25 protein-coding genes and 1 pseudogene are annotated in these 22,195 nt (G+C 69.5%); 18 read left to right on the plus strand and 8 right to left on the minus strand.

Translation table 11 applies throughout. The features are described from left to right. The first annotated feature begins 3 nt into the window (after positions 1–3). The 9 genes and pseudogenes from IEZ09_RS09330 (at position 4) to IEZ09_RS09370 (ending at position 8,068) form a co-directional block, all read left to right on the plus strand. On the plus strand, positions 4–1,563 hold the full coding sequence (locus IEZ09_RS09330) for a hydantoinase/oxoprolinase N-terminal domain-containing protein (RefSeq protein ID WP_189253187.1): 1,560 nt from the start codon (positions 4–6) through the stop codon (positions 1,561–1,563). Continuing rightward, positions 1,556–2,611: an S-methyl thiohydantoin desulfurase family protein gene (locus tag IEZ09_RS09335; protein ID WP_189253188.1), complete on the plus strand. Its 1,056-nt coding sequence runs from the start codon at positions 1,556–1,558 to the stop codon at positions 2,609–2,611. The genes IEZ09_RS09330 and IEZ09_RS09335 overlap by 8 nt, the downstream gene beginning before the upstream one ends. A 48-nt stretch (positions 2,612–2,659) precedes the next feature. Then, positions 2,660–3,721, plus strand: coding sequence for an S-methyl thiohydantoin desulfurase family protein (locus tag IEZ09_RS09340; protein WP_189253189.1), 1,062 nt, complete (start codon positions 2,660–2,662; stop codon positions 3,719–3,721). After that, a complete protein-coding gene (locus tag IEZ09_RS09345; RefSeq protein ID WP_189253190.1) occupies positions 3,718–5,256 on the plus strand; it encodes a PucR family transcriptional regulator in 1,539 nt (512 codons plus the stop codon). The genes IEZ09_RS09340 and IEZ09_RS09345 overlap by 4 nt, the downstream gene beginning before the upstream one ends. A 401-nt stretch (positions 5,257–5,657) precedes the next feature. Then, positions 5,658–5,912: a hypothetical protein gene (locus IEZ09_RS09350; protein WP_189253191.1), complete on the plus strand. Its 255-nt coding sequence runs from the start codon at positions 5,658–5,660 to the stop codon at positions 5,910–5,912. Positions 5,913–6,021: 109 nt separating this feature from the next. Continuing rightward, a complete protein-coding gene (locus IEZ09_RS09355; RefSeq protein ID WP_189253192.1) occupies positions 6,022–6,246 on the plus strand; it encodes a DUF397 domain-containing protein in 225 nt (74 codons plus the stop codon). A 70-nt stretch (positions 6,247–6,316) separates the two neighbouring features. Beyond that, positions 6,317–6,538, plus strand: a pseudogene (locus IEZ09_RS47820) (helix-turn-helix domain-containing protein); the annotation flags it as partial. A gap of 59 nt (positions 6,539–6,597) precedes the next feature. Next, positions 6,598–7,167, plus strand: coding sequence for a DUF5753 domain-containing protein (locus IEZ09_RS46285; protein WP_229812386.1), 570 nt, complete (start codon positions 6,598–6,600; stop codon positions 7,165–7,167). Positions 7,168–7,234: 67 nt separating this feature from the next. After that, positions 7,235–8,068 (plus strand): SAM-dependent methyltransferase, encoded by an 834-nt coding sequence (locus tag IEZ09_RS09370; RefSeq protein WP_189253195.1) that lies wholly within the window; start codon positions 7,235–7,237, stop codon positions 8,066–8,068. Here the strand turns inward: IEZ09_RS09370 and IEZ09_RS09375 are convergent, their stop codons facing one another. The 4 genes from IEZ09_RS09375 to IEZ09_RS09390 form a co-directional block, all read right to left on the minus strand. Further along, complete coding sequence (locus tag IEZ09_RS09375; RefSeq protein WP_229812387.1) at positions 8,069–8,899, minus strand: sensor histidine kinase; 831 nt, start codon at positions 8,897–8,899, stop codon at positions 8,069–8,071. 126 nt (positions 8,900–9,025) lie between these two features. Next, positions 9,026–9,730 carry a class I SAM-dependent methyltransferase gene (locus IEZ09_RS09380; RefSeq protein WP_189253196.1) on the minus strand — a complete coding sequence of 235 codons (705 nt, stop codon included), beginning with the start codon at positions 9,728–9,730 and terminating at the stop codon, positions 9,026–9,028. Between the two features lie 33 nt (positions 9,731–9,763). Continuing rightward, positions 9,764–10,714 (minus strand): glycoside hydrolase 5 family protein, encoded by a 951-nt coding sequence (locus IEZ09_RS09385; protein WP_189253197.1) that lies wholly within the window; start codon positions 10,712–10,714, stop codon positions 9,764–9,766. A 379-nt stretch (positions 10,715–11,093) separates the two neighbouring features. Further along, the gene (locus tag IEZ09_RS09390) at positions 11,094–11,456 is read right to left on the minus strand and encodes a nuclear transport factor 2 family protein (RefSeq protein WP_189253198.1); all 363 of its coding nucleotides are present in this window, start codon (positions 11,454–11,456) and stop codon (positions 11,094–11,096) included. Positions 11,457–11,517: 61 nt separating this feature from the next. On the opposite strand from IEZ09_RS09390, the gene IEZ09_RS09395 reads away from it, so the two are divergent. Next, positions 11,518–11,955 (plus strand): MarR family winged helix-turn-helix transcriptional regulator, encoded by a 438-nt coding sequence (locus IEZ09_RS09395; protein ID WP_229812395.1) that lies wholly within the window; start codon positions 11,518–11,520, stop codon positions 11,953–11,955. Here the strand turns inward: IEZ09_RS09395 and IEZ09_RS09400 are convergent. Further along, positions 11,952–12,779 (minus strand): DUF4082 domain-containing protein, encoded by an 828-nt coding sequence (locus IEZ09_RS09400; RefSeq protein WP_189253200.1) that lies wholly within the window; start codon positions 12,777–12,779, stop codon positions 11,952–11,954. The two genes, IEZ09_RS09395 and IEZ09_RS09400, sit on opposite strands and share 4 nt — an antisense overlap. Before the next feature lie 67 nt (positions 12,780–12,846). On the opposite strand from IEZ09_RS09400, the gene IEZ09_RS09405 reads away from it, so the two are divergent. The 3 genes from IEZ09_RS09405 to IEZ09_RS09415 all read left to right on the plus strand — a co-directional run bounded on the left by IEZ09_RS09405 (position 12,847) and on the right by IEZ09_RS09415 (position 15,587). Further along, positions 12,847–14,088 carry an SLC13 family permease gene (locus IEZ09_RS09405; protein ID WP_189253201.1) on the plus strand — a complete coding sequence of 414 codons (1,242 nt, stop codon included), beginning with the start codon at positions 12,847–12,849 and terminating at the stop codon, positions 14,086–14,088. A gap of 2 nt (positions 14,089–14,090) precedes the next feature. Further along, positions 14,091–14,522 (plus strand): universal stress protein, encoded by a 432-nt coding sequence (locus tag IEZ09_RS09410; protein ID WP_189253202.1) that lies wholly within the window; start codon positions 14,091–14,093, stop codon positions 14,520–14,522. A gap of 78 nt (positions 14,523–14,600) precedes the next feature. Next, the gene (locus IEZ09_RS09415; protein WP_189253203.1) at positions 14,601–15,587 is read left to right on the plus strand and encodes a glycoside hydrolase family 113 protein; all 987 of its coding nucleotides are present in this window, start codon (positions 14,601–14,603) and stop codon (positions 15,585–15,587) included. A gap of 33 nt (positions 15,588–15,620) precedes the next feature. On the opposite strand, the gene IEZ09_RS09420 is transcribed toward IEZ09_RS09415, so the two are convergent. Both IEZ09_RS09420 and IEZ09_RS09425 read right to left on the minus strand, forming a co-directional pair. After that, a complete protein-coding gene (locus IEZ09_RS09420; RefSeq protein ID WP_189253204.1) occupies positions 15,621–16,403 on the minus strand; it encodes a hypothetical protein in 783 nt (260 codons plus the stop codon). Then, the gene (locus tag IEZ09_RS09425; RefSeq protein WP_229812388.1) at positions 16,393–16,956 is read right to left on the minus strand and encodes a SigE family RNA polymerase sigma factor; all 564 of its coding nucleotides are present in this window, start codon (positions 16,954–16,956) and stop codon (positions 16,393–16,395) included. The genes IEZ09_RS09420 and IEZ09_RS09425 overlap by 11 nt, the downstream gene beginning before the upstream one ends. A gap of 86 nt (positions 16,957–17,042) precedes the next feature. On the opposite strand from IEZ09_RS09425, the gene IEZ09_RS09430 reads away from it, so the two are divergent. From IEZ09_RS09430 to IEZ09_RS09450, 5 genes are all read left to right on the plus strand, one after another. Next, on the plus strand, positions 17,043–17,564 hold the full coding sequence (locus tag IEZ09_RS09430; protein WP_189253205.1) for a ribbon-helix-helix domain-containing protein: 522 nt from the start codon (positions 17,043–17,045) through the stop codon (positions 17,562–17,564). A gap of 68 nt (positions 17,565–17,632) precedes the next feature. Next, positions 17,633–18,475, plus strand: a complete 843-nt coding sequence (locus IEZ09_RS09435) for a DUF4097 family beta strand repeat-containing protein (RefSeq protein WP_189253206.1) — start codon at positions 17,633–17,635, stop codon at positions 18,473–18,475. Positions 18,476–18,485: 10 nt separating this feature from the next. Further along, positions 18,486–19,421, plus strand: a complete 936-nt coding sequence (locus IEZ09_RS09440; protein ID WP_189253207.1) for an ATP-binding cassette domain-containing protein — start codon at positions 18,486–18,488, stop codon at positions 19,419–19,421. Then, a complete protein-coding gene (locus IEZ09_RS09445) occupies positions 19,418–20,200 on the plus strand; it encodes an ABC transporter permease (RefSeq protein WP_189253208.1) in 783 nt (260 codons plus the stop codon). The genes IEZ09_RS09440 and IEZ09_RS09445 overlap by 4 nt, the downstream gene beginning before the upstream one ends. A gap of 13 nt (positions 20,201–20,213) precedes the next feature. After that, on the plus strand, positions 20,214–21,410 hold the full coding sequence (locus IEZ09_RS09450) for a cytochrome P450 (RefSeq protein ID WP_229812389.1): 1,197 nt from the start codon (positions 20,214–20,216) through the stop codon (positions 21,408–21,410). Between the two features lie 57 nt (positions 21,411–21,467). Here the strand turns inward: IEZ09_RS09450 and IEZ09_RS09455 are convergent, their stop codons facing one another. Beyond that, on the minus strand, positions 21,468–22,169 hold the full coding sequence (locus tag IEZ09_RS09455; RefSeq protein WP_189253209.1) for an SDR family NAD(P)-dependent oxidoreductase: 702 nt from the start codon (positions 22,167–22,169) through the stop codon (positions 21,468–21,470). Positions 22,170–22,195: the final 26 nt, after the last annotated feature.

A 22,195-nucleotide genomic window follows, 5' to 3' on the forward strand; every position in this document is an offset into this window, starting at 1 on the left:
ACCATGCACATCGGTATCGACGTCGGCGGCACGAACACCGATGCCGTGCTCGTCGAGGGGCGAACGGTCCTCGCGGAGTGCAAGACGACGACGACAGCCGACGTGACGACCGGGATCATCAAGGCCGTCGGCGGGCTGCGGGCCGCTGTCGCGTTCGAACCGGCCGTCATCAGCGCGGTCATGATCGGCACGACGCACTTCGTCAACGCCGTGGTCGAGGGCAGGGGACTGGCTCAGACGGCGGCGGTGCGGCTCGGACTTCCCGCCACCAGAGCGCTTCCGCCGTTCGTCGACTGGCCGCCGCGGCTGCGGCAGGTCATCGGCGGGCACTCCTACCTCTGCCACGGCGGCCACGAGTACGACGGGCGGGTCATCTCGCCGCTCGACGAGGACGAGCTGCGCCGGGTGGCCGCGGACATCGCGGAGAAGGGTGTGCGGTCGGTCGCCATCTCGTCGGTGTTCTCGTTGGTCAACGGCGACTTCGAGCGTCAGGCTGCGGAGATCCTGACGGCCGAGGTGCCGGACCTGCTCGTCAGCTTCTCGCACGAGATCGGGCGGCTCGGCCTGCTGGAGCGGGAGAACGCGACGATCATCAACGCCGCGTTGCGCGAGCTCGCCGAGCAGATCGCCGACGGGCTGGTCGAGTCACTGACGGCGCAGGGCATCGACGCCCCGCTGTACCTGAGCCAGAACGACGGCACGTTGATGGACCTCGAGTACGCCCGCTGCTACCCGGTCGCCACGTTCTCCTCCGGGCCGACGAACTCCATGCGCGGCGGAGCGTTTCTGTCCGGTTTGGACGAATGCGCGGTGATCGACGTCGGTGGCACGACGACCGACGTCGGCATGCTGAACAAGGGTTTCCCGCGCGAGGCCTCGTCCGAGGTGCTGATCAGCGGGGTGCGCACGAACTTCCGGATGCCCGACGTGCTGTCGGTCGGACTGGGCGGCGGCAGCGTCGTGCGCGAGACGCCCAGCGGTGTCGAGGTCGGACCGGACAGCGTGGGATTCCGCCTGAGCGAGCAGGCACTGGTGTTCGGGGGCGACACGCTCACCGCCACGGACGTCGCGGTCGCGGCCGGCCTCGCCGACATCGGGGACGCGACGCTGGTCAGGAACCTCGACCGCACGCTGGTCCGCTCGGTGCTCGACCACGTCTGCGACCGGATCGCCACCCAGGTCGACCGCCTGCGCACGTGCCCTGCGCCGTTGCCCGTCGTGCTGGTCGGCGGTGGCAGCGTGCTGGTGCCGGACGAGATCGAGGGCGTCAGCGAGATGATCAGGCCGGAGCACCACGCGTTCGCCAACGCCATCGGCGCCGCGATCGCGCAGGTCGGCGGCGAGGTCGACCGGGTCTTCACGATCGACGAGAACCGGCGCGACGAGGTGCTCGACTCGGCCCGTCAGGAGGCCGTGGACAAGGCCGTGGCGGCGGGCGCGAAGGCCGACAGCGTGCGGATCGTCGAGGTCGAGGAGATCCCGCTGGCGTACCTGCCGGGCAACGCGAGCCGGGTGCGCGCGCGAGCCGTCGGCGACCTGGTGCTGGAGAGGGCTCGTGCGTGAGATCGGGGCCGCCGAGCTGAGGCACGTCGCCCGCGGCGCCGCGATCCTCGGCACGGGCGGCGGTGGCGACCCGTACATCGGCAGGCTCGTCGCGGAACAGGCGCTGCTCGAGTACGGGCCGGTGCTCGTGGCCGAGCCGCACGAGGTGCCGGACGACGCGCTCGTCGCGGGCATCGGGATGATCGGCGCGCCGACCGTGATGATCGAGAAGCTGCCAGCGGGAGAGGAGGCCGTCACGGCTTTCCTGACGCTGCAACGGGAACTCGGCCGTTCGATCACGCACGTGCTGCCGATCGAGGTCGGCGGGATGAACTCGCTCGCGCCCTTCCCCGTGGCCGCGTCGCTCGGCCTGCCGGTGCTCGACGCGGACTGCATGGGCCGCGCGTTCCCGATGGTGCAGATGGTCGTGTGCACGTTGGACGGTGTGCCGGCGAGCCCGCTCGCGATCGCCGACGAGAAGGGCAACGCGATCGTCGTCGACGTCCACGACAACAACTGGGCGGAACGGCTCGCGCGCTCGGCCACGATCCGCATGGGCTGCACCGCGTTGCTGAGCGGCTTTCCCATGTCCGGCAAGCAGGCCCGCGACGTCACGATCCCCGGCACGCTCACGCTGGCGTCGCGGCTCGGGCGGCTGGTGGAACAGGCGCGGCGGGAACACGTGGACCCGTGCCAGGCCATCGCGTCGTTCCTCGGCGGCCGGGTGTTGTTCACCGGCAAGGTCGTGGACGTCATGCGCGCGCGGGATCCCGGGTTCGCCAAGGGTGAGGCGCGGATCGAGGCCCACGACGCGAGCTGCCGGCTGGAGTTCCAGAACGAGCACCTCGTCGCGTCACGGGACGGCGAGGTGCTCGCCTCGGTGCCGGACCTGATCTGCGTGCTGGACGAGCAGGGTGAGCCCGTGCCCGCCGAACGGTTGCGGTACGGGCAACGCGTCGCGGTCGTCGGAGCGCCGTGCCACCCGCGCTGGCGCACGCCGGAAGGTCTTGCGCTGGTCGGACCGGCGGCGTTCGGCTACTCGCACGAATACCGGCCGCTCGGCGTGTAGAACGCGGATCCTTCTCGCGCGAGCACCGGCGGCACTACTGTCTCGCGCATGCACCTGCTCCAGCCCGACGAGGTTGACCGGCTCGCCCTGGGCGTGGTCATGCTCGGCAGCGGCGGTGGAGGGGGTGAGCACGAGACCCACGCCTTCGCGGCCATGCTCCGCCACGAACTGCGACAGAGCGGGCCGGTGACGGTCCTGTCGCCGGAGGAAGCCGATCCGGAGGGCTACGGCGCTCGGGTCGGGCTGATCGGCGCACCGACCGTGATGATCGAGAAGCTGCCGTCCGGCCAGGAGGCGGAGGAAGCCCTGAAGGCGTTGCAGGCGCACGATTCCACGTCCGTCACCGCCGTGATCGGGTGGGAGGCCGGCGGGTGCAACGGACTGCTGCCGCTGATCCTCGCCGCGCGGCTCGGGCTGCCGTACGTCGACGTCGACGGCATGGGGAGAGCGTTCCCACGGGTCGACCAGACGACCTACGACGCGGCCGGGCTGCCCACCACTCCGCTGGCCATCACCGAACCCGGCGGAAACCGGGCGGTTCTGGACACGACGGGCATCGAGAAGCTCGCCCGCACGGTGATGGTCGACTTCGGCGGCTGGGCGATGATGGTGGCCAAGCCGTTGAAACTCGCGGATGCGCTCGAAGCGGGCATACCGGGCTCGTTGTCGCGGGCGCTGGAACTCGGTGAGATCTGGTCCCAGTACACGCTCTCGGTCGACGAACGCGCGAAGGCCTCGGGCGGTTTCCGCCTGACGCGGGGAAAAGTCGCCGAGGTGTGGCGTGAATCCGTCGGCGACTTTCCCCGCGGAACGGTGGCGCTGCGGCGGCTGGACACCGACGATGCGTATGTGCGCCTGGAGATGCAGGGTGAGTACCTCGTCGCGCTCGCGGACGGCGAACCGCTCGTGACGACGCCCGATCTGCTGTGCTGCCTCGACGCCGAGTCCGGCAAGCCGGTGTCGACCGAGCGGCTCTCGTTCGGTGCCGTGGTGGACGTGGTAGCGCTCCCATCCCCCGCGCAGTGGCTGCGTCCGGAGATGCTCGGACGCGTCGACCCGCGCGCCTTCGGCTACGACCTCGACCACGTGCCGTTCCGGGACGTGCCGTGATCGACGACGCCGACTCGCTGACGGTGCGCGATCTGCTGGAGATCGGCGTGCTGGGCGACGACGCGTGCCTGCTGGCGGGCGAGCGCGGGGTGGACACCGAGGTCGCGGACGTGCGGCTGGCGGCGGACATGACGGCCGTCGAGGCGTGTTCGGCGGGCGACCTGGTGATCCTGACCGGGCACCAGCCGTACCTCGTCGAGGTCGCGCTGCGCCGTGCCTACAGCGCCGACGTGCGGGCCGTCGTGCTGGTGCGGCCGTCGGCCGGGAGCTACCAGCCCCCGTCCACCGCGACGATCTCCTTCGCCAACCGGCTGGGCGTGCCACTGCTGCAGACCAGAGCCGACGACCCGCTGCTGGTCGCCGACTCGTTGCGCACGGCGGTGCGCCGTCCAGAGGTCGCCGCGGCCCGGCTGCTCAACGCCGTCACCGCGCGGCTGGGGCGCAGCAAGCCGGACCCGCGCTCGGTGATCACGATCCTGTCCGGCGAGCTGCACGTGACGTGCGCGGTGATGAGCGCCGACGGCACGGCGATCGAGGGTGTGTCACCGCCCGGCCTGCCGCCGGACCTGCTGGTCGGCTCCGTCGCCACGACGGTCGAGCTGCCAGAGGGCGTCGCGGTGGCCGTGCCGGTGGAGACGGACCGGACCGGGCACGTGCACCTGTGGCTCGTCTCGCACACCCGCGGCCGCAACAAGCGCTGGGCCGAGACCGTCCAGCAGATCAGCCAGGTCGCGTCCTGGGCACTCGGCAACTGGGTCGCCGCCGAACGCCTCGAAACCGAGCGCCGCGCCCGTTCCCGCGGCTCGCTGCTGGCCGAGCTGCTCGCCGCGGGCGACGACGTGCCGCCGCACCTGGTGCAGCAGGCCGTGCTCGCCGGGTGGCGCCTCGACGGCTGGCACACGGGCGTCTACGTGATGCCGAACCCTCCGGCGCCGAACTGCTTCGACACCGCCCACACCGAACGGCTGCGCGTCGAGCTGTCCCGGCGCGGCCTGCACGGACAGCTCGTCGAGGGCGCGGAGGGCTGGTCGTTCTGGCTCACCAACGACGCGGAGCCGCCGCAGTCGCAGCACCGCGAGCTGACCGCGAGGCTCGCCCAGGCGCTGGGCGCCAGCACCCTCGTCGCCGGGGTGGGGCGTCCGCATCCGGGGTCGTCCGGCGTGGGCCGCACGTTGGCCGAAGCGCGCGAGGCCGCCGCGATGACAGGGGCCGCGAAGGTCGTGCACATCGACGAGCTCGGCGTGCGGCGGTTGCTGTCGATGGCGGCCGAGACCCCGGCGCTGGTGGAGCAGGCGACCCGGTTGCTGGAGCCCCTGACCGGCGTCGAGGACGGGCAGCTGCTGCGCACGCTGGCGGTGTACCTGGACGAGGAGTCGGTGACCTCCTCGGCGGCGGTGCGGCTCAAGGTGCACCGCAACACCGTGGCCCAGCGGATCAACCGGGCCGAGCAGCTGCTCGGCGTGAGTCTGCTGAACCCGGACGAGCGGCTGGCGGTCCACCTGGCGTGCCGGGCCGTGCGCGCGTCCGACGAGTGACAGCCGGACGCCGCCGGAGAAACACTCGATGGTCCAGCGCGCGGAATATTCCTTCGGGAACCCGTGTCGAGACTTTGGGGAAGATTCACTCGATCGGTGGATCAAGGCTCCAAGGTGGCGTAACAGGGCGTGCAATGCATCTACCGAAATGCGCTGATCGGCGGTGCTGAAACGGTTCTCCGTTCGTCCTGCCGTGGGCGCCGTTCATCGCTTGATAACAGTTTGGGTAGTACGCGCACTCTCTCTCGTGTAAGGATGACGGCAGACAACGACCTGCGGTGAAGACGCGGCCGGACCGGTTAACGGCGGACGTGGGCACCAAAAAAGCGTGGCCCCTGTTGCACCAGGGGACCACGCGGTCGCTGTCTTATCCACACATCAACTCAGTAAGGACAGACAACATGGCCATTATGGCCTCCTCCGGTGGCGGCCGCCACCGGAAGCCCTCGAAGTCCTGGCAGTGCCTGCTCGGTGATGTCCTCGCCGACTGGAATCTCACCGCCAGGACGGCGGTGCTGCTGGTCGTCGTTTTCGCGGGACTCAGTGCCGTGATGGTGTCCGCTTTCGGGGCGGCCGGCATCGCGATCCTGACCGGGTTGTTCCTGTTGCTGCATCGCACGGCGACCGGTGGTGGTGTCCCCGTCCGGGAAAACTGATCACCAAGCGTGTCCGGATCTGAACCCTTTCGGTTGGTTGCGTCCCGAACGATCTCACGGGAACATCGTTGTTCCGGGTAGGGAGGAAACCGGCCGAGGGGGTTCGATCATGATGTCCATTTCGCCTGTCCATTCGCAGTTCTTCGCCGAACGGCAGTGGAAGTCCGCGTGCGGACCGAACGGCGGCAACTGCGTCGAGGTCAACCTGGGAGTTCCCGGAGTCGTCGGCGTCCGCGACTCGAAGTCGTCGTCGCCGGAATTGTTGATCTTCATGAGCGCGGGGTGGACCGCGTTCGCCGACGCGCTCAGGCGTGGCCGGTACGACGTGGACTGACCGTTCTGGCAAAATCCCGTCGGACCTGGGCGGACGTGGCTTAGCATCGGGACTCTCGCGTTTCTCGGCAGTGCACAGTGGAGAGTCCTTGTCCGCCTACTTCCCGTCGCAGCGCCTGCAGCTGGGCAAGCTCGTGCGCCTGTGCCGCCACGCCGCGGGAATGAACCAGACCAAGCTCGCCGAGTTGATCGGGTGCCAGCAGGAGAAGATCTCGAAGATCGAGAACGGGCGCCTCACCCCCAATCGGGAAGATCTGCGTCGCATTGTCGAAGTGCTGCGGATCGATCCGGCTCAGACGCGGGAGATGTACAGGCTCGCGGAGGTCGGCAGGCTGGGCGGTCATCGCCGGGGGTGCCCGAGTGGTTTCAGCGCTACACCGGCGACGAACCGCACGCGAATGAGGTGCGCGCGTGGCACAGCGAACGCATTCCGGCCTGGTTGGAGGCCGAGCCGTACACGTTCGCGATGTTCGCTCCGGAAAGCGCGGACGAGATCGCGGATCACCTGCGCCTTCGCGAGGAAAGGCGAGTGTTGTTCAGTTCGTCGTCGCCGCCTCGGTATCACGTGGTGTTCAGCGAATCCTCGTTCTGGCGTTCACCGGGCGGGCCCGGTGTTGCCGTCGACCAGATCCGGCATCTGCTCGGTCTCGCGGCCGAACACGACTGGCTGCACGTTCGGGTGATTCCGTTCGAGGTGTCCATGCGGTATTCGGCGCCGGACTTCACGTTGATGTCGATGGGCGACACGGACTACGTGTACGTGGAACACCTGAACGGTGCGCTCTATCTCGACAAACCCGAGGACCGGCACGCCTACGAGGAGTACTGGAAAGACGTCGTCCGGCTCGCGCTGACCGAGGCCGGCAGCCGGGAGTTCCTCGAACGGCTGGTCCGTGAGTTGCGCGATCGGATGTCACGCTAGCGCAGGATTTCGCCTTCTCGTTCGGGTGCGTACGCTGAACCGCGGCTGATGGGGAAAGGTGGGTGGAGTGGCGGACTCCGTGCGTGACGAGTTTCCCCCGCACGGTGTCGATCTCCTCAATCCCAGCCCGGCGCGGGTGTACGATTTCCTGCTCGGCGGCGACTACTGCTACGAGACCGACCGGCGGTTCGGTGAGCAGGCGTTGCGGGTCTTCCCGAAGCTGAGGGCCGTGGCACGGGCGAACAGGCTGTTCCTGCACCGGGTGGTGCGATATCTGCTGCGGCGTGGTGTGCGGCAGTTCGTGGACATCGGGGCGGGCCTGCCGACGATGGGGCACACGCACCAGGTGGCCGACGTCTTCGCACCGGGTGAGAGTCAGGTGGTCTACGTCGATCACGAACCGGTGACGGTCGCGCACTCGCGGGTGTTGCTGGACCGCGACGGTGACGAGAAGCGCCACGCGGCCGTGCACGCCGACCTGCGCGACCCCGACCGGCTGTGGCAGCAGGTGGCCGCCACCGGTGTGGTGGACCTCGACCGGCCCGTCGCGGTGCTGCTGATCGCGGTGCTGCACCTGCGGCAGCTCGATTCCCGTGGCGTGGACGTCGGGCCGCGGGCGGTGGCCAGGTACCGCGAGCTGTGCCGTCCTGGTTCGTACCTCGCCATCTCGCATCTCACCGACGAGGGCGTGCCGATCAGGGCCAAGCTCGCCGCCTTCGCCGAGCTGGCCGCGGTGTGGCGGTCGAAGCAGGAGGTCGAGGCCCTGTTCGGCGACTTCGAGCTCGTCGAGCCGGGGGTGACGTGGACGGCGTCGTGGCATCCGGAGGAAACCGTGCGGGACGCCGGGTTCGCGGTGCCGGGCGAGTCCGCGATGTGGGCAGGGGTCGGCCGCAAGGTGTGATCACGTCGGCACGAACGCCGGCAGGACCGCGTCCACCTGGAAACCGCCGTCGTCCGTCGGCCCCGCGGTGAGGGTGCCGCCGACCATCTCCACGCGTCCGCGCAAACCCAGCAGGCCCGAGCCGGGACGGGGTGGCGCGGTGTCCGGTGTGGACGACGGGGCCGTGTTGCGGATGACGGCCCGGACCGTGCTCGGTCCACAGTGGATCGTGATCTCGGTGTGCGCGCCGGGAGCGTGCTTGTGCACGTTGGTCAGAGACTCCTGGACCACCCGGTACATCGTGCGGCGGACGGCGGGGGAGACGATGTCGGCGTCGCCGTGCTCGGTGAGGGTGACTTCGAGGCCGGTCGCGGCGGAGTCGGCCACCAGGTTGGCGAGGCGGTCGGGCAGCACGTCCGGGATGCGCGCGGTGCGGCCGGAACGCAGGACGCCCACCAGGTCGCGGAGTTCGGCCAACGCCTCACGGCCCGCGGTGCGGAGTTCTTCCGCGGCGTTGCGCGTGTCGTCGTCTTTGGCTGCCACGCGCAACGCACCGGCGTGCAGCACCATGCGGTTCAGGCGGTGTGTCACGACGTCGTGCATCTCCGCGGCCAGCCTCGTGCGCTCGTCGGCGCGGGCCTGCTCGGCCACGAGGTCGCGCTCGCGTTCGGCGCGGTCGGTGAGGGCCTGGGTGAGCTTGCGCCGGGTCGCCAGGTAGAGGCCGGCCAGTCCGGCGATCACGAGGATCGCCAGGCCGAGGAAAGCGATTGCCGCCGTGTGCGGGGTGAAGCCGTGCCAGACCTCCGGTGCTGCCGCGGGCAGCACCGTTGCGAGGTCTCCTGCCCGCTTCACGCGGGTGACGATACTGCCGGGTAGGTGCTCCAGATCACCTACTGGAGCAGGGGACGGACCCTACTTTCGCAGGTGGCGACGTCCGGCTTTTCCGCCTGCCGGACACGTGCGTCCGCTGGGAGCGCGTCAGTCCTTTCGGAACAACGCCGTCCAGAGGAAGGACTTCCCGAACGCGGCGGACGAGGCGGGTTCCTCCGTCATCCGGCGCAGCTCGACCTCGACGAAATCCTGGAAGATCCACCGCAGGTCCTCGGGGTGGTAGCCGACGCCGCCGTTCAGGCCGGCCTGCCGGTACAGCTCCGCGTCCGGCGTGGCGGTGCCCTCCTCGGCGGTGAAGCAGGTCAGCGCGAAGTGGCCGCCGGGCGCGAGCGCGCGGTCCAGCAGTGCGAGGTAGCTGATCCGGCGGTGCGGTGGCAGGTGGTGGAAGCAGCCAGAGTCGTAGATCAGGTCGTACGTGCCCTCGGTGGCGAACGCGTCGCCGTGGCGGAACCGGACGTCCAGGCCCTCGCCGCGTTCGGACGCCCACGCGATGGCCGTGGCCGAGATGTCCACGGCGTCGACCTCGAACCCGTTGCGCGCCAGGAAGATGGCGTTGCGGCCCGGCCCGCAGCCCACGTCGAGCGCCCGGCCCGCACGGAGCAGGCCGCGGTCGACGTAGCTCACCAGGTTCTCGTCCGGCTTGGCCACGAAGAACGGGACCTCGCGGTCCCGGTCCGCGTAGAAGCGGTCCCACCAGTCGCCCGCGCGCTCGGTCCAGCGGTCGGCTTCCGGTGCGAAGAGACCGTCGAGCAGAACGAGGACGTCGTCGACCGAACGGATGTGCCGCTGCATGAAAACCCCCAGGTAGAAGGCTTTCAGTCTACCTCAGAGGCCTCCTTCGCTCAGGCGCTTGCGGTAGCCGCGGGCACCCTCGGAGCCGACGTTTTCGTGGTAGTCGACGCCGCCCGGATTCGTCTGCACGTGGTAGTACGTGGCGCCCCACAGGCTGCCGGCCACCGAGTCGTCGAAGTGGATGAGGTTCCCGTACTTGTAGCCCTTCTGGTACGGGGTGAGCGCGGTGGTCCTGATCGAGTACTCGGTGGCGATCACCGGCTTGCCCGGCCACTTCGAGGCGCACCGCGACAGGGTTTCGGCGTAGGTCAGCTCGTTGTAGCTGCCCTGGCGGGTGAAGCTGCCGTCGTCGGGGTTGCTGTAGAAGTGCACGCCGACGAAGTCGCACTTCTTGACGGCGTCGACGAAGTTCGGGTTGGCGTACCACGTGTCGGGGTTCGTGCCCTTGTTCGGCGAGAGCGCGGTGCCGCAGATCTTGGCTCCGGGGAAGGTCTCCCGGATGCGGTCGATCGTGACGCTGAGGTTGTAACCGTAGACCCACGGGTCGGCGACGCGGATGTTCGGCTCGTTGCCCAGCTCGATGATGCACTTGTCCGCGCCGGAGCGGATCTTCTTGTACTCGAAGAAGCGCGAGTCGCGGATCTCGGCGACCGCCCGGTTCGGGTCGATCACGTTGTCGGTGTCGCCCGTGACCGTCCGGACGATGAGGAAGTTCGTTGCGCCGCAGGCGGTCCACACGTGGTCGGGGTAGTTGGCCCACGGGCCGGGCATGCCCCAGCCGGTGACGACCTTGGCGAGGTTGGCCGCCTGGTTGGTGATGGCGTCGAGCCAGGTCTGGTAGCCGTCGGTGAGCAACGGGCCGTGCGCCCGGTAGTGCGGGGCCGCCGAGGCCTGCCCAGGCAGCGACGCCACGCCCGCCGCCGCGATGGCACCCGCCGCGAGCTTGCCCATCGCGCGGCGGCTGTACTGCTTCTCGCCGGCCATCGCCGGTCTCCCTTCGTCGAGGAACGCCGACAGGCAACACCTCCGGGATATGAGAGCCGGTATGTGAGCGGTATGCGGGTCAGCACACCACCTGGAGGTGGACGGGGCGGTCGATGGACGCCCTGGTGAGCGTGACGGTGGTGATCTGCACCGAGACGCTCGCGGCGTGACCCAGACCAGCGCGGGCTCGTAGTCGAAGCCGTTGCTCCTGCCCGGCTCACCCACGTTCGCGAGAACCGCGCACCGGTCGATCAGATCGGCGAAGTAGACCGTGTACTGGCCACGGCCCGTGCGTTCGATCCGCTGCACGCACATCGGCGGAGGCGCGGACCTTCTCACCGAGGTAGCCGGCAGTTCGGAATCAGGCGATCTGTTCCACTCAGAACGGTTCGTAGCAGTCGTACGTCTCGATGGAGCTGATCAGCCCGTCGCGCAACTCGAAGAACTGCGCGATGTGCGCGACGAGCTGGTCACCTGTCCGCAGCACGCCGGTCCACGTCAGGCGGACGATCGCGGTGTCGCCGGACCGCAGGGTCGAGTGCACGTCGTACTTCTGGCTGGACAACAACTCCGCGCCCTTGGCGGAGGCCGTCAGCATCGCGGCCAACGGCATTCGCTCGCCCATCGGCTTGATCAGGTTCGGGTGCTCGACCGTCACAGCGTCGGCGGTGAAGTACTGGCGCAGCTCGTCGCCGGACCGTCCGGCTTCGAGGGCTCGGTGCAGTGCGTGGATGGCGTCCATGTGCACAACCATAGTTGTACAACTGTGGTTGTCAATGTTTAGGATGCCTGCTGTGGACCTGATGCGGCTCGACCTCGCGACCCTCGCCTACCTGGCGGGCAGCTCCGCGAACGACGCGATCCTGGCGCGGCTGCACGAGATCGGGCACGCCGGTGTCCGCATCTCGCACGGCTACGTGATCCAGCACCTGATCGAGGGCGCGCCGACGGTGTCGGAGCTGGGGGAGCTGCTCGGCGTCACCCAGCAGGCCGCGTCCAAGCAGCTGCTCGAACTGGAACGCCTCGGCTACGTCGAACGGGTGCCGGACCCGGTGGACAGCAGGGTGCGCCGGGCACGGCTCACCGCTCGCGGCCGGCAGCTGGTCGAGGACAGCCGCCGGCTCCGGCGCGAGCTGGACGTGCCCGGTGACGCCGCGGCGAAGCGGGCGCTGATCCGGCTGCTCGACGCGACCGGGGGCACGGAGAAGGTGCTGAAGCGTCAGGTGGTTCCCGGCGATTAGGACTGGAAGATCGGCTGGATCCAGTAGTTGCTGGCGTTCCACGTCTCGGAGGGGAATCCGCCGCCGTAGCGGTACACGCCGGCGTTCACCGGCGTGTGGAACGGGGTCTGCGCGAGGCGGCCCACGAAGTAGCTTTCCGTTGAGAGGTAACCACCTGACGGCGTGTAGTAGGAGACGACGTACTCGTTGCCCGGTGCGACGGGAACCGGTGTGCTGAAGTCGATCCGTTGCCCGTACTCGGCGCCGGGCGCCTCCTGCACGGCCAGCAGGACGCCGTTCGACGACCACACCCGTGCCGTCACGGGACCTGTGTAGTTGCCCCGCCGGAGGTGCATGCCGACCAGCGATCCCGGGCGGTCGACGGTGGTGCGGACGCCGAGCTCCACGGCCTGGTCGTCGATGTCCCTCACGACGGGCTTCGGGATGTGCTGCAGAGCGAGGAAAGTCTCGTGCGGCACCGGCGGCAGGGTGGTGCCGCCGACGTGGATCGTGCGCGAGACGGTGATGGGGCCGGCGGTCGACGCGGTGTGGGCGCGCGCCTTGATCGTCACCGGGCCCTGGGTGTCGGGGGTGAACACGAACGTCCAGCTCTCGGTGTGGGCGTCGGTCGACGCCCAGGTCGCGCCGTCGTCCGTGGAGATCTCGACCTCGGTGATGCCGCCTGCCTCGCCGTTGTAGGCGCCGCCGATGACGAGCAGCGGTTCGCCGAGTGCGACGGAGGCTTCCGCGGTCGGGGAGAAGAGGGTGGCCTGCGGGTTGTCGGCCGCGAACGCCGGGGTGGGGGAGAGCAGGACAAGTGCCAGCAGTACTGCTAATCGCCTCATGTTCGGCAAGTCGTCGCCGTTGCGACCGCGGTTACGGTGATCCGCTGGATGACCTAGCGTTTGCGCCGTGCTGGCGCTTTCCATCCTGCTCCTGGTGGCCGTGCTGGTCTGCGCGGTCGTTCGACCGTGGGGCCTGCCCGAGGCGGCCGTGGCGGTGCCCGCGGCCGTCCTCGTCGTGCTGGTCGGCGCCCTGCCGGGAGACCACGTCGTGGACGAGGCGGTGCGGCTGGGGCCCGTGATCGGGTTCCTGGCCGCGATCCTCGTGCTCGCGCAGCTGTGCGACGACGAAGGGCTCTTCCACGCCTGCGGCACGTGGATGGCGCGGGCGTCCGGTGGGCGGCCGCGGACGTTGCTGGGCGGTGTGTTCGTCACGGCGTCGGTGATCACGGCGGTGCTCAGCCTGGACGCGACGGTCGTGCTGCTCACACCCGTGGTGTTCGCGACCGCCGCCCAGCTCGGGGTGCGGCCGAAGCCGCACGTCTACGCGTGCACGCACCTGTCCAACAGCGCGTCGTTGCTGCTGCCGGTGTCGAACCTGACGAACCTGCTGGCGTTCGCGTCGAGCGGGCTGAGCTTCACGCGGTTCGCGGCGTTGATGGCGTTGCCGTGGGTGGTGGCGATCGCGGTGGAGTACGTGGTGTTCCGGCGGTTCTTCCGGACTGATCTCGACGCGCCGGTGCACCCGTCGGACGCCGCTCCCGCGCGGGAGCTGCCGGTGTTCGCGCTCGTCACGGTCGGGTTGACGCTGGCGGGGTTCGTGGTGGCGTCGGCCACCGGGATCGACCCGGCGTGGGCCGCGTGCGCCGGTGCCGTGGCGATGGCGGTGCGTGCGCTGGCCCGGCGCCGCACGTCGCCGGCCAAGATCGTGCAGGCGGCTTCGCTGCCGTTCCTCGCGTTCGTGCTCGGGCTGGGTGTCGTGGTGCGGGCGGTGGTCGACAACGGGCTCGACGACGCGCTGCGGCACGTCCTGCCGAGCGGCAACGGGCTGCCGGCGTTGCTCGGGGGCGCGGCGGTGGCGGCCGTGCTGGCCAACGTGATCAACAACCTGCCCGCCGTGCTCGTGCTGCTGCCGCTGGTCGTGCCGCTCGGGTCCGGCGCGGTGCTGGCGGTGCTGCTGGGCGTGAACCTGGGGCCGAACCTCACCTACGCCGGATCGCTCGCAACGTTGCTGTGGCGGCGGATCGTGCACGACCACGACACCGAGGTGAACCTGGCGGAGTTCACCAGGCTGGGCGTGCTCGCCGTGCCTGCCACGCTGGTCGGCGCGGTCGTGGCACTGTGGGCGTCCCTGCACGTGATCGGAGGTTGACCATGACGGTGGTCGTGTGGATCGCCGACGACACCTGGCAGTCCTGCGTCGACGCGGCGCGTGCGCACGGGTCCGAGTTCCTGCTGCTGCACGTCAGCGACCACGACGTGCCCGGTGCCGCCCACGGGGCGTTCGCCGGGCTCTTCGGCCGCCACCCGTCGCGCGATCCCGGCAGGCAGGTCGACGACCTCGCCGCCGACCACGCCGCCGGGCTGCTGAAGGCGGCCGCCGAGCGTCTGGGCAAGCCGTGCACCACATCCGCCCGAGTCGGCCGGGTGGAGCACGAAGTCGTTGCGGCTGCGGAGAACGCGTCGTTGCTCGTGCTGTGCCGGGACGGCGACGTCAGCCACGCGGGGCCGCGCAGCCTGGGCCCGGCGACCCGGTTCGTCGTCGACCACGCGAGCTGCCCGGTGCTGCTGGTCTGGCCCACCTGAACCTGCGTGAACGAAAACTTGCGCGCACGCACTTTTCTCTTCTAGTCTCGGACCGCCGAGAGTGGAAGGGGGCACCTCATGCGTGCCAAGGGCATCGCGTACGACACCGGTTTCGTGCGGCACGGCGAGATCTCCGTGCCGGAGTTCGATCTCGACGTGGTCGCGCGGGATCTGCGGGTCATCAGGGACGAGCTGCACTGCAACGCCGTTCATCTCGTCGGGGGATCACCGCAGCGGCTGGAGGAGGCCGCGCGCGTCGCGGCCTCGCTGGGACTGGAGGTCTGGTTCTCGCCGTACCCGCTGGAGCTGACCCCGGCCGAGATCCTGGAGCTGTTCACCGACTGCGCGCGCCGGGCCGAGCGGATCCGCGTCGACGGCGCCGAAGTCGTGTTCGTCGCTGGCGTCGAGCTGAGCATCATGAACGACGGGTTCCTGCCAGGCGACGACGTGATGGACCGGGTGACCCGCCTGTTCGGTCAGACCGGGCAGCTGCAGGAGGTCAGTTCGCGGCTCAACGCGTTCCTGGCCGAGGCCGTGAGTGCGATCCGCGCGGAGTTCGGCGGGAAGATCACCTACGCCTGCATCCCGTTCGAGCGGGTCGACTGGAGCCTGTTCGACATCAGCTCGTTCGAGCTGATCAGGTCGGCGGAGGTTGCCGACCGGTACGCGGCCAGCATCAGAAACGTTGTGGCGCAAGGAAAGCCGGTGGCGATCACCGGGTTCGGCACCGCGGCCTGGCGCGGGTCGGGTGCCGTCGCGCCGCGCAGCATGGAGATCGTCGAGCACGACGAGGCCGGGCTGCCGGTGCGGGTGAAGGACGGCTACGTCCGCGACGAGCAGGAGCAGGCCGCGTACCTGCGCGAGGTGCTGGAGATCTTCGAGGCCGAGGGGGTGGACAGCGCGTTCGTGTACATGTTCGCGCTCACCAGCTATCCGCACCGGCCGGACGAGCCGAGCCGTGACCTCGACATGGCCAGTCCCGGGATCGTGAAGGTCTACGACGACCTGCACTGGGAACCCAAGGCGGCGTTCGGTGCGGTCGCGGAGGCCTACGCGCGGATGTGAGTGGTGGAGCGCCACCCGGCGCTCCACCCTTGTTCACCTGACCTCGGTGAACCCGTCCGGGATGGCGGTCTTCAGCTGGGCGAGGTTCTCCGGGGTGGGCGGCAGCCACGTCACGTCGAACGTCGTCGCGCCGTCCTGCGCCCAACGCCAGCGCAGCGGGAGGTACGAGGTGGCGTCGACCCACATCTCGGCCGGCACTTCTCCCTTGCCCGCGGCGATGGTCAGCCGGACGGTCTGCTTGCCGTTGATCTCCTCGCCGGGCCCGGCGACGGTGATCCGGCCGTCCTTGATCGCGGCCTTGATCTTGTCCGGGGTCCAGACGTCGTCCTCCGGGGTTTCCCCCTGCTGCTTGCGGAACGTGCGGGCCCGGTGGTCGACGAAGACGTCACCGGCGGCCGAGCGGCTCAGATCCACGATCGTCCTGCCGCCGACGGAAGCCCGGTAGCGGAACGCGCTGCCGTCGGCCGCGTGCCACCGTTCGCTCAGGCCCCGCTCTCCCGGCTGGAAGTACTTCTCGCCCTCGGCTGACGGGCCCTGTTCGTGGATCACCATGCCGCGCAGGCCTTCCAGTGCGGCATCGGTCCGTTCCAGCACGTGCGCGACCTCGACGGGGGCCGCGGGCTGTCGTTGCGGCACCAGGACGAAGGCGGCCGCTGCCGCCGCGGCGACCAGGCCCGCACCGAGCCACGGCGTGAAGCGGCGGGCCCGCTTGCGCTTCACCGAGGCGAGGAGTGCCGCTGGGTTCGCGGTCACGCCGGAGACCTCGGCGCGCAGCACGGTGCGCACGTCGTCGAGCAGGTCGTTTTCAGACACCATGAACGTTCTCCGTGATCTGTTCCCCGAGCAGCTGGCGCAGCCGTGCGACGGCCCGGCTCGTGTGCGCTTTGACGGTCCCCTCCGAGGTGCGCAGCGTCTGTGCCGTCTCCGCGACCGACAGGTCGGCGAAGAACCGCAGCACCACCACCTCCCGCTGCCGGGCGGGCAGCGTCGCCAACGCCCGGCGCAGCGCGTCGCGGTCGACCACGGTGTCGGCAGGGTCGCGGCCGTCCGTGACGTGCCCGGCGTTGGTCAGCTCCTCCTCGGACACGCGTCTGCGGGCTCGTCGCCACCGGTCGCGCGCCAGGTTGACGAGCACCGTGCGGACGAACGCCTCGGGTGCGGTGTGGACGGACTTCCAGCGCGTCGCCAGCCGCAGCAGCGCCGTCTGCAGGATGTCCTCGGCATGACCGACGTCCCCCACCAGAAGCACGGCTGTGCGCAGCAGCGCGGTCGACCGGTCGAGCACGAACCGGTCGAAGTCGGCGCTCTTCTCTCGTTGCACGATGAGGTAGACGACCAACTCCGGGTCCCGGTTGACATCGGATGGCACCCGTTCTGACCTGCGGTGAGCCAAAATGGTGCCAAGCTGAGCCAGAATTGCTTGCTGGTGGTGCCACCGTGTGCCATAGTGGTGCCATGGATCTGACCCCGTATGTGGCCTCCCTCGGCCGCGAGCTCCTCACCGCGGTCGAAGCCGGTGGTGAAGAGGCGAGCGCACTGGTCGAGCGGTTGACCGTGTCGATGGAGTCGGCGATCCGGCTGGCGCTGCTCGAGGCGCTGTCCGCCGCCGCCGACGAGATCACCGCGGACCTGGCACCGGACTCGGTGCAGGTGCTGCTGCGGGGCAGGGACCCCAAGTTCGTCGTGACGCGGCGGCCGGTGGAGCAGCCGGCCGCCGCCACGCCGGAGCCCGTCGCGGCACCTCCTGCCGAGGACGTGGCGGCCGGCTTCGAGGACGGCGCCACCGTGCGCATCAACGTCCGTCTGCCCGAACAGCTCAAGGCGGCGATCGACGAGGCGGCGGCCAAGGAGGGCCGCTCGGTCAACGCGTGGCTCGTGCGGGCCGCGTCCGCCCAGCTGGCGCCGAAGACCGGTACCGAAACGCTCACCGGTGGGCCAGCCCCCGCGTCGCAGCGTTTCGTCGGCTGGGTCCGCTAGCCACACCTCGTCACCACTTCGCCCCGACCTGCGGGGATGTTCTTCCGACACCTTCTGAGGGGACAGCCATGCCTTCTTACGACACGCCAGAACCCATTTCCGTACTGCTCGACATCTACGCGGGCTTCGTGCAGATCCTCGCGAGCGACCGCTGGGACACCACGGTCGACGTGCGTCCGTCCGACCCGTCGGACTCCTCGGACGTCGAGGCCGCGCAGAAGACGCGCGTCGACTACGCCGACGGCGTGCTGACGATCCGCGGGCCGAAGCGGACGTTCGACTTCTCCAAGAAGACCAGGTCGGTCGACATCGTGATCGAGCTGCCCACGGGGTCCAAAGTGGACGCCGACGTGACGGCGGGCAGCACCCGCACCACCGGCGTGCTGGGGGAGACCGAGATCGACATGTCCGCGGGGCACGTCCACGTCGACCGCACCGGTCCGTTGAAGATCGACACCGGTGCCGGTCAGGTCCGCGTCGGAGCCGTCACCGGCAACGCCGAGGTCAAGACCGGCAGCGGCCACGTCCGCGTCGGCTCGGTCGCCGGGTCGTTGACGGTGCGCAACTCCAACGGCAACACCGAGATCGGCGCGGTCGACGGCGACCTGAAGGCCCGCGCGGCCAACGGCGACATCACCGCCGAGCGGGTGGGCGGAGCGCTGGAAGCCAAGAGCGCCATGGGATCTCTCACCATCGGCGAGCTCGTGCGCGACACCGCCTCGCTGAGCACCGCGATGGGCAGCATCGAGGTCGGCATCGCCGAGGGCACCGCGGCCTGGCTCGACACCAAGACCGCCTTCGGCCGCGTGCACAACTCGCTGGGCGCCAGCGAGGGCCCCGGTGACGCCACCGAGACCGTCAAGATCACCGCCCACACGTCCTTCGGCGACATCACCATCCGCCGTGCCTGAGGGGAAATCGATGAACGCCATCACGGCCACCGGCCTGCGCCGCTCCTACGGCGACCACGTCGTGCTGAAGGGCGTCGACCTGAACGTCCAGCGCGGCACCGTCTTCTCGTTGCTCGGCGCGAACGGCGCCGGCAAGACCACCACGGTCAAGATCCTCTCCACGCTGATCAGGGCTGACGGCGGCAGCGCATCGGTCGCGGGCCACGACGTGGCGAGCGATCCCGACGCCGTCCGTGCCGCGATCGGCGTCACCGGCCAGTTCTCCGCGGTCGACAACCTGTTGACGGGCAGGGAGAACCTGAAGCTGATGGCGGACCTCCACCACCTCGGTCGCGTGGAGGGCAGGCGCAAGGTCGAGCTGTTGCTGGAGCAGTTCGACATCGTCGACGCGGCCGACAAGTCCGCGGCGTCCTACTCCGGTGGCATGCGGCGCAGGCTCGACCTCGCCATGACGCTGGTCGGCTCGCCGCAGGTGATCTTCCTCGACGAGCCGACCACCGGTCTCGACCCGCGCAGCCGCCGCGCCATGTGGGACATCGTGCGGCGGCTGGTGGCCGACGGCGTCACGATCTTCCTCACCACCCAGTACCTGGAGGAGGCCGACGAGCTCGCCGACCGGATCGCGGTGCTGGACCACGGGAAGATCGTCGCCGAGGGCACGGCGGACGAGCTCAAGCGCCGCATCCCCGGCGGGCACGTCCTGTTGCAGTTCAACGATCCCCGCCACCTCGAAGCCGCCACGCGGGTCGTGCGCAACGCCACCCGCGACGGCGAGGCGCTCGCGTTGCGGGTGCCGAACGACGGCAGTGTCTGCTCGCTCAAGGCACTGCTCGACCGGCTCGACGAGCACGCGGTGCTGGTCGACTCGCTCAGCACGCACACCCCCGACCTCGACGACGTCTTCCTCGCCCTCACCGGCAACCCCGACAAGGTGGCCCAGCCATGACCTACGCACTGACCGATTCGGCGACGATGGTGCGCCGCAACCTCAAGCGGATGATCCGCTACCCGTCGATGACCTTCCAGCTCCTGCTGATGCCGGTCGTCTTCCTGCTGCTGTTCGTCTACGTCTTCGGCGGCACGCTGGGCGCCGGCCTCGGCGGGCCGTCCGGCGGACGCGCGGAGTACCTGAACTACGTGACGCCGACGATCATCCTGATGGCGATCACCGCCGCGGTGCAGGGCACGACCATCTCGATCGCGCTGGACATGACCGAGGGCATCGTGGACCGCTTCCGCACCATGGCGATCGCCCGCGTGTCCGTCCTGACCGGACACGTCGTCGGCAGCCTGGTCCAGACGGTGCTCGCGATGACGTTCGTCTTCGGTGTCGCGATGCTCATCGGCTTCCGGCCGCAGGCGAGCGCGCTCGGCTGGCTCGCGCTGGCGGGTCTGCTGGTCGCCATGGCTTTCGCACTGATCTGGTTGTCCGCTGCTCTCGGGCTGGCCAGCAAAACGGTCGAAGGATCGAGCAACGTCGGCCTGCCGCTCATCCTGCTCCCGTTCTTCGGCAACGGTTTCGTGCCGACCGACTCGATGCCCACCGTGCTGCGCTGGTTCGCCGAGTACCAGCCGTTCACCCCGTTCATCGACGCGCTGCGCGGCCTGCTGATGGGCACGCCGATCGGCAACAGCGGCTGGATCGCGCTGGGCTGGTGCGTCGCCATCGGGGCAGGCGGCTACCTGTGGTCGAAGAAGCTCTTCAACCGTGAATCCACTCGCTGAAGGAGAACCTGAGATGCAGCAAGGCCTTCCCATGGAGCGCGACGTCACCCCGTTCGACCCGCCCAGCCGGATCACGCTGTTACGCCAGACCAGCCCGGTCAGCCCGATGCTCTTCCCGGACGGCCACGAGGGCTGGCTGGTCACCGGCTACGACGAGGTGCGACAGGTGCTGGCGGACACCAGGTTCAGCAGCCGCCAGGACCTCGGCATCCTGCACGTGCCGTTCCCGACGCCCGGCATGCCGGAGCAGACCGAACCGTCCCCGCAGACTCCGGGACTGTTCATCAGCATGGACCCGCCGGACCACACCCGGTTGCGGCGCAAGCTCACCGGCGCGTTCACCGTCAAGCGGATGAAGTCGCTCGAAGAGGGCGTCATCGAGATCACCGAACGGCAGCTGGACGCGATGGCGAAGCTGACCCCTCCGGTCGACCTGGTGCAGGAGTTCGCACTGCCGGTGCCGTCGCAGGTGATCTGCGAGATGCTCGGAGTTCCCTACGAGGAAAGGGAGATGTTCGAGAGCAACTTCGCCAGGTTCATGGAGCGGGAGGTGACCCTGGAGGACAAGATGGCCGCGTACATGGCGCTGACCACGTTCCTGGCCGAGCTCGTCACCCGCAAGCGCGCCGAACCCGCCGACGACCTGCTGTCCGATCTCGCCCGCGACGAGGACCTCAGCATCGAGGAACTCATCGGCATGTCGTTCCTGCTGCTGCTCGCCGGCCACGAGACGACGGCGAACATGCTGGCACTGGGCACTTTCGCGCTGCTGGAGCACCCCGCGCAGATGGCCGAGCTGCAGGCGCACCCGGAACTGATCCCGGACGCCGTCGAGGAACTCCTGCGCTACCTGGCCGTCGCCGACGTCTTCCTCCGTTACGCCGCGGAGGACGTCGAACTCGGCGGGCAGACGATCCGCGCGGGGTCGACCGTCGTCATCTCGCTGCTGGCGGGCAACCACGACTCCGCCAAGTTCGAGAACGCCGACGAGCTGGACGTGCACCGCAAGGCACGCGGGCACCTGTCGTTCGGGCACGGCATCCACCAGTGCCTGGGCCAGCAGCTGGCCCGCATCGAGATGCGGGCCGGGTTCGAGGGGCTGCTGCGCCGGTTCCCCGGCCTGCGTCTCGCGGTGCCCGCCCGTGACGTGAAGCTCAGGACCGACATGAACATCTACGGCGTGCACGCCCTGCCGGTCAGCTGGGCGTGACGCGAGGCCGGGTGCACCGCGGGCACCCGGCCTCTGCGGCTGCGGATTCGCTTTGAGCTACACGGTGAATCCACCGTCGGCGTTGATGCTGGCACCGGTGACGTACGCACCGGCAGCACCGGCCAACGCCGCGACGAGTTCGGCGATCTCCGCCGGCTGTCCGTAGCGTCCCAGCGCGGTCAGCCCCCTGATCGTCTCCGCCATCGGCCCGTCCTCCGGATTCATGTCCGTGTTGGTGGGACCGGGGTTGACGATGTTCGCCGTGATGCCTCGTGGCCCCAGTTCACGTGCGAGGCCCTTCGTCATACCGATGAGAGCCGTCTTGCTGGCGGAGTACAGCGCGAAGCCGGGAAATGGTGCGTACACAGCGACATTGCTGCCGATGCTGATGATGCGCCCACCCTCGCGCATGTGCCGCGCCGCCGCTCGTGACGCGAGAAACGGCGCGCGCACGTTCACCGCCATCGTGCGGTCGAACTCTTCCTGGCCCATGTCTTCCAACGGTCCGACCTGGAACACACCCGCGTTGTTCACGAGGATGTCGAGCCGTCCGAACTCGGCCGCGGCCTCTTCCACCGCCGCCACAACGGCTTCCGGGTCGGCGCTGTCCGCCTGGATGCCGAACCCGTTGTCCGGCTTGGTGTTCTGGTACGTCACTGCCACTCGCGCGCCCAGTGCGGCGAGCTTGTCCGCCACAGCAGCCCCGATTCCCCGGCTGCCACCGGTGATCAGGGCTGCTCTTCCGTCAAGTGATCCCATGTGGACGAGCCTGGCGGAGATCGCTT

This window comes from Lentzea flava (assembly GCF_014648475.1).
Taxonomy (GTDB): Bacteria; Actinomycetota; Actinomycetes; order Mycobacteriales; family Pseudonocardiaceae; genus Lentzea; species Lentzea flava.

Coding starts and splice junctions, on each gene's coding strand:
- IEZ09_RS09340 (WP_189253189.1), top strand. CDS start 2,660: ATGCACCTGCTCCAGCCCGACGAGGTTGACCGGCTCGCCCTGGGCGTG.
- IEZ09_RS09330 (WP_189253187.1), top strand. CDS start 4: ATGCACATCGGTATCGACGTCGGCGGCACGAACACCGATGCCGTGCTC.
- IEZ09_RS09390 (WP_189253198.1), bottom strand. CDS start 11,456: ATGGACGCCATCCACGCACTGCACCGAGCCCTCGAAGCCGGACGGTCC.
- IEZ09_RS09440 (WP_189253207.1), top strand. CDS start 18,486: ATGAACGCCATCACGGCCACCGGCCTGCGCCGCTCCTACGGCGACCAC.
- IEZ09_RS09430 (WP_189253205.1), top strand. CDS start 17,043: ATGGATCTGACCCCGTATGTGGCCTCCCTCGGCCGCGAGCTCCTCACC.
- IEZ09_RS09455 (WP_189253209.1), bottom strand. CDS start 22,169: ATGGGATCACTTGACGGAAGAGCAGCCCTGATCACCGGTGGCAGCCGG.
- IEZ09_RS09415 (WP_189253203.1), top strand. CDS start 14,601: ATGCGTGCCAAGGGCATCGCGTACGACACCGGTTTCGTGCGGCACGGC.
- IEZ09_RS09420 (WP_189253204.1), bottom strand. CDS start 16,403: ATGGTGTCTGAAAACGACCTGCTCGACGACGTGCGCACCGTGCTGCGC.
- IEZ09_RS09350 (WP_189253191.1), top strand. CDS start 5,658: ATGGCCATTATGGCCTCCTCCGGTGGCGGCCGCCACCGGAAGCCCTCG.
- IEZ09_RS09435 (WP_189253206.1), top strand. CDS start 17,633: ATGCCTTCTTACGACACGCCAGAACCCATTTCCGTACTGCTCGACATC.
- IEZ09_RS09450 (WP_229812389.1), top strand. CDS start 20,214: ATGCAGCAAGGCCTTCCCATGGAGCGCGACGTCACCCCGTTCGACCCG.
- IEZ09_RS09410 (WP_189253202.1), top strand. CDS start 14,091: ATGACGGTGGTCGTGTGGATCGCCGACGACACCTGGCAGTCCTGCGTC.
- IEZ09_RS09445 (WP_189253208.1), top strand. CDS start 19,418: ATGACCTACGCACTGACCGATTCGGCGACGATGGTGCGCCGCAACCTC.
- IEZ09_RS09355 (WP_189253192.1), top strand. CDS start 6,022: ATGATGTCCATTTCGCCTGTCCATTCGCAGTTCTTCGCCGAACGGCAG.
- IEZ09_RS09380 (WP_189253196.1), bottom strand. CDS start 9,730: ATGCAGCGGCACATCCGTTCGGTCGACGACGTCCTCGTTCTGCTCGAC.
- IEZ09_RS09400 (WP_189253200.1), bottom strand. CDS start 12,779: ATGAGGCGATTAGCAGTACTGCTGGCACTTGTCCTGCTCTCCCCCACC.
- IEZ09_RS09395 (WP_229812395.1), top strand. CDS start 11,518: ATGCGGCTCGACCTCGCGACCCTCGCCTACCTGGCGGGCAGCTCCGCG.
- IEZ09_RS09385 (WP_189253197.1), bottom strand. CDS start 10,714: ATGGCCGGCGAGAAGCAGTACAGCCGCCGCGCGATGGGCAAGCTCGCG.